Below are 8,642 nucleotides of genomic sequence, written 5' to 3'. Positions count from 1 at the left end.
GGTCTGACGGGCCGATAAAAACAGCGTCCACGCCATCAACCGCCAAAATGTCATCCAAGGCCGCCAGTGCAGCGCGGGTTTCCACCTGAATGATCAGACATATTTCTGCATTTGCCGTTTCAATGTAGTCCTTTCGTGAGGCAAACATCGACGACCGTGCAAGGGCCGCACCAGAGCCGCGAATACCTTCTGGTGGATAGCGCGTTGCCCTAACAAGATCACGTGCCTGCTCCGCAGTTTCGACCATAGGGATCAGTAAGGATTGTGCACCAGCATCTAACACTTGCTTGATCAACCAATCCTCTCCCATTGGCAGGCGCACCACCGCATCTGAACGTTTGCCCTCAAGGATCTGAAGCTGGTGCATGATCGTACGCAAATCATTGGGTGAATGCTCTGCATCAATCAAAATCCAGTCAAACTCAGCTGTCGACAGCACTTCTGTTGCATAAGGATCAGCAAAACTGGCCCAGCAACCGATCTGTGTTTCCCCGCGTTTCAGCGCGGCTTTCAGGGCGTTGGTTGGTGCGGACATCGTGAATTCCAATCTGTAACGATCAAAGGCTTGGTAACACTGGCACATTGGCCTGCCAAATTTCACCCGCCATAAAATGTGGCGACTTGATAAAACCTTTCAGGAGGTCGAGCAGAACACAATCAAAAAGACAGGATTTCAGAACGTTTCGCCCGCAACCACTTCTTTGCACAAATTTACAATACGGATCCAGCGCAGCTTGTCCCTTGCCGCTGCCTTGCTCAGAACCTATGGTTTGAATGTTATCTGTAAGGTGCCCTATGCCGTTTCAAAAAGTGACCCCAGAAAAATTATCCAGCGCTGTCAAACGCCAAATCGAAAAGCTGATCCTGCGTGGTATCCTCCGCCCCGGAGAGCGTCTCCCGGCAGAGCGGGACTTGGCTGATCGCCTAGGTGTCTCACGCCCCTCACTGCGCGAAGCGATCGCCGATCTGCAAGACAAGGGCCTGCTGACCAGCAAGGCTGGCGCGGGCATTTTTGTGGCCGATGTTTTGGGCAATGCCTTTTCTGACTCGCTGATTCAGCTCTTTGCAGAACACGATGAAGCCGTTTTTGACTACATTGCCTTTCGACGTGATCTAGAAGGGTTGGCAGCCGAACGCGCCACGCGGTTGGCCTCAGATACCGACCTGCAAGTGATCCAGGCCATTTATGACAAAATGGAAGTGGCCCACAAAAAGACAAACCCCAAAGACGAGGCCGAACTCGATGCCGAGTTTCACATGGCCATCATCGAGGCCAGTCATAATGTGGTCATGCTGCATATGATCCGCTCAATGTTCCAGCTGCTTCAACAAGGTGTATTCTACAATCGTCAGGTCATGTTCAAACAACGCCTGACGCGCACCGCGCTTCTGGATCAACACCGCGCCATCAACACCGCTCTACAGGCACGCAACCCCGAAGCAGCCCGTGCGGCGATCGAGGCGCATATGGATTATGTTGAGCACTCGCTCAGGGACCAGCAAAAAGCCGACCAGAACGAGGCCATCGCCCGCCAGCGTTTTGAACACGAGCAGACGCGTTAGGCTTTTTTATTTTCTGACCGAAACAATCCCGTTAACGCTTGTTTAACAATCCGGCTGGCCGAAGGGCGTTTGGCACGGGTAAAGGGCAATGGGCGGCAAACCTCAAGCGCAGCGACACCCACACGCGCCGTTAGCGCCCCGTTGACCAACCCTTCGCCAAAGCGGCGTGACAGCTTACCCAAAAGCCCCCCACCGATCAGCGGCTCCAGCATATCATCCCCCACGGCCACGGCCCCGGTGGCCACCAGATGCGCCATCACCGCGCGTGCCAGCCGCCAGTTGCCCAGCACGCCACCACGCCCGCCGTAAATTTCGGCAATATGGCGGATCATCCTCAGGTTTGCGGCCAGCGCGGTCATCACATCAACCAATGCCAGAGGCACAAGCGCCGTGATCGTCGCGACCTGCCGTGCGGCAGCCTCGATCTCCTGAACGGCTTGTTGGTCCAGCGAGGTCAGCACTTCGCTTTCAGCCAATTCCAGTAAAGACACCGCATCAAACTGCTCGTCCGCCAGCTCTCGCAGGCGTTCACGCCCCCAACGAGTGTCTTCCCGATTGGCGTAAAGCCCTTCCAGATCGCGCACAACCTGCCGCGCCTGTGGAAGATCCTCCTCAGACAATGCAGTGCGCGCAGCCGCTTGCATCTGATCCATCCGCCTGAGCCGAAGCAAGGCCGCCAGTTCACGGCAAACGATTAACAGTAAAACCAATAGAAACGCGCCAACCAACGCTGCAATCCCGTAGCCAAACAAGGGATTTCGGGCCATAAGGCCGCTCACAAAATCCCATGTGGCAATCGACACTCCGGCCCCGACCAACATCAACAGCAGTGACCAAAACCAGCGCACCAATCGCGATGGGCGATGCGCCGCCAGCTGTGCCGCCGTGCGCATCGCCTGCCCCGTAGGGCGCAGATCAGGCCCCAGATCAGGCACCACCGGCGCATCTGCCGGGCTTGGCACGTCTTGTGCCGCGTCCAGATCAATTAATACTGGCCCCTTGGTCATCCGTTCATTCCCATGTTCATCTGCCAGACCATACACAGGTCGGGCAGTTTTTCATCATTGCCATGGCCATCCGTACGGTGCATTTCGGCAAAGCCCTGTGTCGCGTAAAACCCCACCGCCTGGTCATTACTTTGCAACACCCACAGCTCTAATCGGGGCGAAGCCGCCTTGGCGTCGGCAATCAGCAGCCGCCCCAGACCCTGCCCCAGTGCCAGTGGATGAACATATATCGCATGTAGGCGTTCCATATCCCGGATTAAAAACCCCATCGTGCCGCGACGATCACCGATCAACCGGATCCAGCCCCGGCGATGACATCTCACCATCAGCTGCACATCGGTCCACCATGTGCGGGCACTGTGCCCCCTTGCGCCCTGCCGAGTGTGCGCCCACAAGACACACAACAGCTGGGGGATGTGCCAAAACCGGGCCTGTCTGATCATCACAATCGATCCCCGATCAAAAACTGCGTAGCCCGGTCCAACCGAATATGTGGCGGCCCTTCCCCTGGGCGCAACGACAGGTTGGCAGGTGCAAAATTCATCACTTCATATTCCGCATCCAACCAACGCTCGGCTCCTTCGCGACCGGGTGCCAACAATTGCGCCGGATCAGCGGGCAAGGCGCCGGGATAAAATGCCGCCTGTTTGCCGCTATCCAATAAACGCCCTCGCACGCAATCCAGCGACGCGCCTTTGTGATCGATTGTTTCCTCGACCGTGGCGCGCAGCGACGCCAACGCCATGGCCTGTGTCTCGGCCCCATTGAAATCAGCCCGGTCGCGGGCATCACGTGTCATGGCCGACATGATCGCTGCCAATTTGTCATGCTGGGTGTGATGCAGATGATCCGCTTTGGTGGCGGCAAACAAGATCTTCTCAACCCGTTTTCCACGTAACAACCGGCTCAGGAAATCATTTCTCCCCGGACGGAACGCTGTCAGGATATCCGCCATGGTCTGGCGCATATCCTCAACCGCCCTTGGCCCCTGATGGATCGCGCCAAGAGCATCGACCAATACGACCTGCCGGTCGATCCGGGCAAAATGATCGCGAAAGAAAGGTTTCACAATCTGTGATTTATACGCCTCGAACCGGCGCTCCATTTCCCGCCATAATGACTTGCGTGGTGGGCTCTCGGGCTTGGGCAAAGGTGCAAAGGTCAATGCAGGCGATCCCGCCAGATCACCGGGCAGCAAAAACCGCCCCGGGCTGCAATCGGAATACCCCGCATCACGCGCCGCGTGCAAATGTGCGGTGAACGTCGCCGCCAGCGCTTGTGCTGCAGGTTCCTCCAATGGACCAGTCGCATCCACCTGTCCGATCAACGCAAGATACGGGTCGCTACCCGGCCGTATTTTCAAACGCTCCAACGCCAAAGCCGACCACTCGGCATAGGATTTATCCAACAATCCCAGATCCAAAAGCCATTCACCGGGGTAATCGACAATATCCAGATGCACCGTGCGTGGCCCCGACATGCCCGACAACAACCCATTGGGCTGCACTCTCAGCGACAAACGCAGTTCCGACACCGCGCGCGTACTGTCCGGCCAGTGTGGCTCGGGCGAAGTCAGCGCCGCCAGATGCGCCTCAAAATCGAACCGTGGCACAGTATCATTGGGTTGGGGCTGCAAAAACGCCGCCACAATCCGCCCATCCGCCGCCGCACGCAGCCCAGGCATCCGCCCCCGGTCCATCAGATTGGCCACAAGCGATGTGATAAACACCGTCTTGCCCGCCCGTGCCAACCCGGTGACACCCAGACGGATCACCGGCTCAAAAAATGCCTCAGACACGGAATCAGTCACGCTTTCGACACTGCGCGTCAAACCGTCTGCAATAGTGGAGATCACCAAAACCTGCTCCCTCTCCGGTACTATCCCCAAGATAGTCATCGATTGTCCCGCGTGCCAGAGGGGAGCTTTAAGGGATTGTTCCCATGTCACAGCCGCGCTATTGCCCAAACATGCCCAGATACGCCCTCAAAGTCGAATATAATGGCGCGCCCTTTGCCGGGTGGCAGCGACAGAATGACCTTCCGACGGTGCAAGGCGCGATCGAAGCGGCCCTTGCCAAGCTTGAGCCACGCGACCATACCATCGCCGCCGCAGGCCGCACTGATGCAGGCGTGCATGCCACCGCGCAGGTGGCCCATTGCGATATGATCAAGGACTGGAATCCGTTTCGCCTGAATGAGGCCCTGAATTACCACCTCAAACCCGATCCCGTGGCCATCACAGCCTGCGCTTTGGTTGAGGATGACTGGCACGCAAGGTTTTCCGCGATGGAACGACGCTATTTATTCCGCGTCTTGATGCGGCGCGCGCCCGCCGTGCATGATCGTGGACAGGTCTGGCAGGTGCCGCACCCACTGGATGTAGATGCCATGCGCAAAGGCGCGGCTTATCTGCTCGGCAAGCATGATTTCACCACCTTCCGGTCCTCGATCTGTCAGGCCGCCAGTCCGGTAAAAACACTCGATGTACTAGACATTTCCGAGGCCTCGGGCGTCAGCGGGCCAGAGATTCACTTTCACCTGCGCGCACGCTCTTTTCTGCACAACCAAGTGCGCAGCTTTGTTGGCACGCTTGAACGCGTTGGATCAGGTGCATGGGCCCCCGAAGACGTAAAAACCGCACTCGAGGCCTGTGAACGTTCGGCCTGCGGCCCGGTATGTCCACCGCAAGGGCTCTATTTGGCGGGCGTTGAATACCCGGATGATCCTTTTGGTAAAATTGCCCTTTGATCTCACCTCCATCCCCGGTTAAAGGGAGGGAGAGCGGTCCCGTAGCTCAACTGGATAGAGCACCTGACTTCTAATCAGGGGGTTGGGGGTTCGAGTCCTCCCGGGATCGCCAGCCCCTCATTATTATCGTTTTAAATCAATAACTTATGATAAAAAGTTGGCACTTTTTTCAAAATAAAGTTGGCACTTTCATTCTTCTATCAGATATACACGCGCTCTACAGAGCTGAAATCTAGGTTATCCAGTAGCTATCAACTCGACTATCACTTGCTTGGAACAGTTCGACCATAGCCTTCCGGTTGCCGAAACTTACCCTTCGTAGATTCGACAACATCTTTCTGAAAGCTATCAGCTCGATCTTTACCACGTTTCTTAAGCAAAATATTGGCTTGAATATCAGCAATTTGAATATCACCGTCGACAACTGCATAAGCTCTAACAAAAACGTAGGTGAGTGCGGCAACGACAAGAGCCGCTACAAAATCAAATTTTGACGCAAATGGTAGCAACTCTTTAGCTTTCAACCATGCAGCAAGGTCTCCAAGTTGAGCAGCAAACACTAGGCAAAGAATAGTTAGAAAACAAACCAACAAAAGACTACGCAGAGCGCGAACCGACCGTTTTAAGGCCTGAGCCAACTTTTTTGCTTCGTTTACTTCCAAGACGTCAATCGCGGAAAACGGCACTCCTCGCGCCAATCTCACCAACACTCCTGCAGAAACGATAGCAACTACATTTGTGAGCGCCGGTGAAAGCGATATCCAAGTTGCCGAAGTAGTAAATACTCCGGACAACGCTCCTATTACCAAGGGAGCTAAGATATGTGACCACTGCAGTTTCAATTGTATCTTCCGCTATATTTTTCCATCATGCACGAAACGGCGATGAACTTCGAGCATTTGTTCAAGAGCGTGTTCCATATCAAGTAGACTACTCCCATCAGAAACTTTTTTCACACTCATGTCTTCTGACAGGCGTATGTCAGTGCCTCGCATTTCACCGCTACGTCCACGCACTCTCATTTCTCCATCTGGAAGATTTCGCAACCCCGAAGCAATATTCCCCATGAACTCTTTGTTAAATTTTCGTTTCTTGGCTTTGTAGCCGATATTAACTTTAACCTCTAGTGAAGCCTCATCAGGTATCTCGTCCATGATGCGCTGTGTGCCAATTGATCCGACTAAAGCTTCCAAAACATCGCGTGCTTTGTCGAAGTAGGCTGATTCAGAACCGACGGTTTCAGTTGTCTCAATATCTTCGACCAGCGCTTCGTCTGGTGTAGGTTCCGAAGGTTGATAAATTGTTTCAGGAGCGATCCCTCCTATCTCTATGCTAGAGATATCGTCCAAATCACCTCCCACTTGCTGGCTATCGAACTGACAGGCTAATTCCACAAATGCGTTGATATTTACCGTGTTGGTTTGTTCTCGAAGGAGCCACGTGAAATACTCTTCCATCTGTTTTGCCTGCAAGCTCACATGTTGTATTTGGTAAAAGTGGTCTTCAATTGCAAGCCAGTAGCAAATCCCGCCTACGTATTCATGCCCATCTCTGGCCCGCGCTTCTCGAATATCATATGCGTCAAGTATATCACTAAGTGTTCCGTGATTATTGTTGGTTTGTGTGCGCAGCAATGCTTGCATCTGACCTGGTGTAAATGCGCAAGTGTTTCCAAAAACATAATCATTTTCAATATGATAATCATTTATTAGCCGTTGCGTTTGAGCCTCATCAGATGCTGGTGCAATCCTAAGGTCAACGCTATCTTTGATTAACGTCCCGTCTTTTTGAGTATTCAAAGCAGTCGACAATAGGTGAGATAGAGTCCCTTGAGGCAGATTGGAATTGTCTCTCCTGAGGCGTCGATAGTGTATTTTACAGCGTTTCGATGGAACTGCCAAAATTTGTGCTCCTAATTTTCAATTTCGCTCGCCTTTTAGAGCACTTCATTTCCACGGACACAACCCAATGGGAATTTCATTTTGACAGGAAAGTATGCGGGGATACGATGATCACAACCAGTTCGAGAGCGGCCGTGTGTACTGCAGTCACGATACGAGAGCTTTCCATAAAGCCTGATATGAATTTGAGGACTTCATTGCCCAACACGTTCGACGGCTTAAGGCCATGCGAATGCGGGGTTATCGAGAATAAGGTTTCTTAGAATAGAGTGGCTGATTTCAATGCAAAATAGTTGGCACTTGGATTGTAAGCCATTGATACTTATAGGGGGTAAAAGTTGGCACTTTTCCGCGTAAGCCATTGAAATAAAACAAACCATAAAGCCCTCCCGGGATCGCCAGATTTTGACCAAATGTTGAAGTGGAATTAAGGTGCTCACTCCTCAATCACGCCCTGAAACTCGCGCCATTCGCCTTTGCTCATGCCGGAGGTTTCCTGCGTGACCGCTTCGCCTTTCAGCATCCGACGCACGCAGTCGAGGGCGGTGGACGACAGCGTTGCCCCGCCCATGCGGTAATCTTCGAACGCGCGGAAGGCGGCGGGCACCCAGTCGGCGGCAATCTGGCACATCGCTTCGGCATAGACCCGGATCTCGTATTGCGCATGGGCATCCGCACGCAGGCGCAAAAAGTGCAGCAGATTGTGCAGGTCGACCTTCCAATACCACTGCGTATAGATGTTGGCCGGCAGGTTCATCCGCGCCAGCTCGCGCGCCAGACCCTGTTGGCCATCATCGCTGATCATCTCCTCGTAATGGTCATAGCAACGCATCGCGTCATCGCGCAGGTAGCGCAGCACGCGTTCGGCCTCTTCGCCGCTCAGCGCTTCGCCCCGGCCCTGATTGTTAACCACCGATTGCGCCGCCAGATCGTCCGCCGCAGGAATGTAAAACTCGCGGTCCAGAATGGAATAACGCGCCGAATATTCGTTCACATTCGCCGTCCGGTGGCGGATCCATTGCCGCGCCACAAACACCGGTAATTTCACGTGCAGCTTAACCTCGCACATCTCAAACGGGGTCGAATGCCAGTGCCGCATCAGGTACCGAATGAGGCCCTCGTCGTTTTGCACCGACTTGGTGCCACGGCCGTAAGACACCCGCGCCGCCTGGCAGATCGCGGCGTCATCGCCCATGTAATCCACCACCCGCACGAAGCCGTGATCCAACACCGGATGCGCGTTATAGAGATGCTTTTCCATCCCCTCCGACACCACCCGCAAGGTCTGCTGCGGCATGGACCGCAATTCATCAATTTCCGCCTGCTGCTCTGCGCTCAATGGCATCCTAAGCCCCCCGATATGTGATTCAATAAACACTATATCTGGTAGATGCGATTTTCGAAACGGCAATATGGGGAAATT

9 protein-coding genes and 1 tRNA gene are annotated in these 8,642 nt (G+C 54.1%); 3 read left to right on the top strand and 7 right to left on the bottom strand.

Going from position 1 to position 8,642, the window contains the following annotated elements; genetic code table 11:
- On the bottom strand, window positions 1-535 hold a 535-nt coding region (locus D9A02_RS00455; protein ID WP_120499021.1), incomplete at its 3' end, for an HpcH/HpaI aldolase/citrate lyase family protein.
- Window positions 536-795: 260 nt separating this feature from the next.
- On the opposite strand from D9A02_RS00455, the gene D9A02_RS00450 reads away from it, so the two are divergent.
- The gene (locus D9A02_RS00450; RefSeq protein ID WP_120499020.1) at window positions 796-1,563 is read left to right on the top strand and encodes a FadR/GntR family transcriptional regulator; all 768 of its coding nucleotides are present in this window, start codon (window positions 796-798) and stop codon (window positions 1,561-1,563) included.
- Here D9A02_RS00450 and D9A02_RS00445 read toward each other — a convergent pair.
- The 3 genes from D9A02_RS00445 to D9A02_RS00435 are packed head-to-tail and all read right to left on the bottom strand — an operon-like array spanning window position 1,560 to window position 4,428.
- Window positions 1,560-2,570: a YcjF family protein gene (locus D9A02_RS00445; protein ID WP_120499019.1), complete on the bottom strand. Its 1,011-nt coding sequence runs from the start codon at window positions 2,568-2,570 to the stop codon at window positions 1,560-1,562. The two genes, D9A02_RS00450 and D9A02_RS00445, sit on opposite strands and share 4 nt — an antisense overlap.
- Window positions 2,567-3,013, bottom strand: a complete 447-nt coding sequence (locus D9A02_RS00440; protein WP_120499018.1) for an N-acetyltransferase — start codon at window positions 3,011-3,013, stop codon at window positions 2,567-2,569. Before D9A02_RS00440 ends, D9A02_RS00445 begins: the two co-directional genes overlap by 4 nt.
- The gene (locus D9A02_RS00435; protein WP_120499017.1) at window positions 3,013-4,428 is read right to left on the bottom strand and encodes a YcjX family protein; all 1,416 of its coding nucleotides are present in this window, start codon (window positions 4,426-4,428) and stop codon (window positions 3,013-3,015) included. Before D9A02_RS00435 ends, D9A02_RS00440 begins: the two co-directional genes overlap by 1 nt.
- Before the next feature lie 110 nt (window positions 4,429-4,538).
- Between D9A02_RS00435 and truA the strand changes: the two genes are divergently transcribed.
- Window positions 4,539-5,318: a tRNA pseudouridine(38-40) synthase TruA gene (gene truA, locus D9A02_RS00430; protein WP_120499029.1), complete on the top strand. Its 780-nt coding sequence runs from the start codon at window positions 4,539-4,541 to the stop codon at window positions 5,316-5,318.
- Between the two features lie 35 nt (window positions 5,319-5,353).
- Window positions 5,354-5,430, top strand: a tRNA-Arg gene (locus D9A02_RS00425).
- 151 nt (window positions 5,431-5,581) lie between these two features.
- Here the strand turns inward: D9A02_RS00425 and D9A02_RS00420 are convergent.
- The 3 genes from D9A02_RS00420 to thyX form a co-directional block, all read right to left on the bottom strand.
- Window positions 5,582-6,160, bottom strand: coding sequence for a hypothetical protein (locus D9A02_RS00420; RefSeq protein ID WP_162932906.1), 579 nt, complete (start codon window positions 6,158-6,160; stop codon window positions 5,582-5,584).
- 12 nt (window positions 6,161-6,172) lie between these two features.
- Entirely contained in the window at window positions 6,173-7,117 is a 945-nt protein-coding gene (locus D9A02_RS00415; protein WP_162932905.1) for a hypothetical protein, read from the bottom strand.
- A gap of 538 nt (window positions 7,118-7,655) precedes the next feature.
- Window positions 7,656-8,564 carry an FAD-dependent thymidylate synthase gene (gene thyX, locus D9A02_RS00405; RefSeq protein ID WP_120499013.1) on the bottom strand — a complete coding sequence of 303 codons (909 nt, stop codon included), beginning with the start codon at window positions 8,562-8,564 and terminating at the stop codon, window positions 7,656-7,658.
- Window positions 8,565-8,642 lie beyond the last annotated feature (78 nt).

This window comes from Roseovarius sp. EL26, assembly GCF_900327775.1.
Taxonomy (GTDB): domain Bacteria; phylum Pseudomonadota; class Alphaproteobacteria; order Rhodobacterales; family Rhodobacteraceae; genus Roseovarius.
This window is presented reverse-complemented; position numbering and strand designations above follow the sequence as displayed.

Excerpts from the sequence above, each read along its gene's own strand:
- D9A02_RS00450 (WP_120499020.1), top strand. The coding sequence starts at position 796 with ATGCCGTTTCAAAAAGTGACCCCAGAAAAATTATCCAGCGCTGTCAAA.
- D9A02_RS00445 (WP_120499019.1), bottom strand. The coding sequence starts at position 2,570 with ATGACCAAGGGGCCAGTATTAATTGATCTGGACGCGGCACAAGACGTG.
- D9A02_RS00440 (WP_120499018.1), bottom strand. The coding sequence starts at position 3,013 with ATGATCAGACAGGCCCGGTTTTGGCACATCCCCCAGCTGTTGTGTGTC.
- truA (WP_120499029.1), top strand. The coding sequence starts at position 4,539 with ATGCCCAGATACGCCCTCAAAGTCGAATATAATGGCGCGCCCTTTGCC.
- thyX (WP_120499013.1), bottom strand. The coding sequence starts at position 8,564 with ATGCCATTGAGCGCAGAGCAGCAGGCGGAAATTGATGAATTGCGGTCC.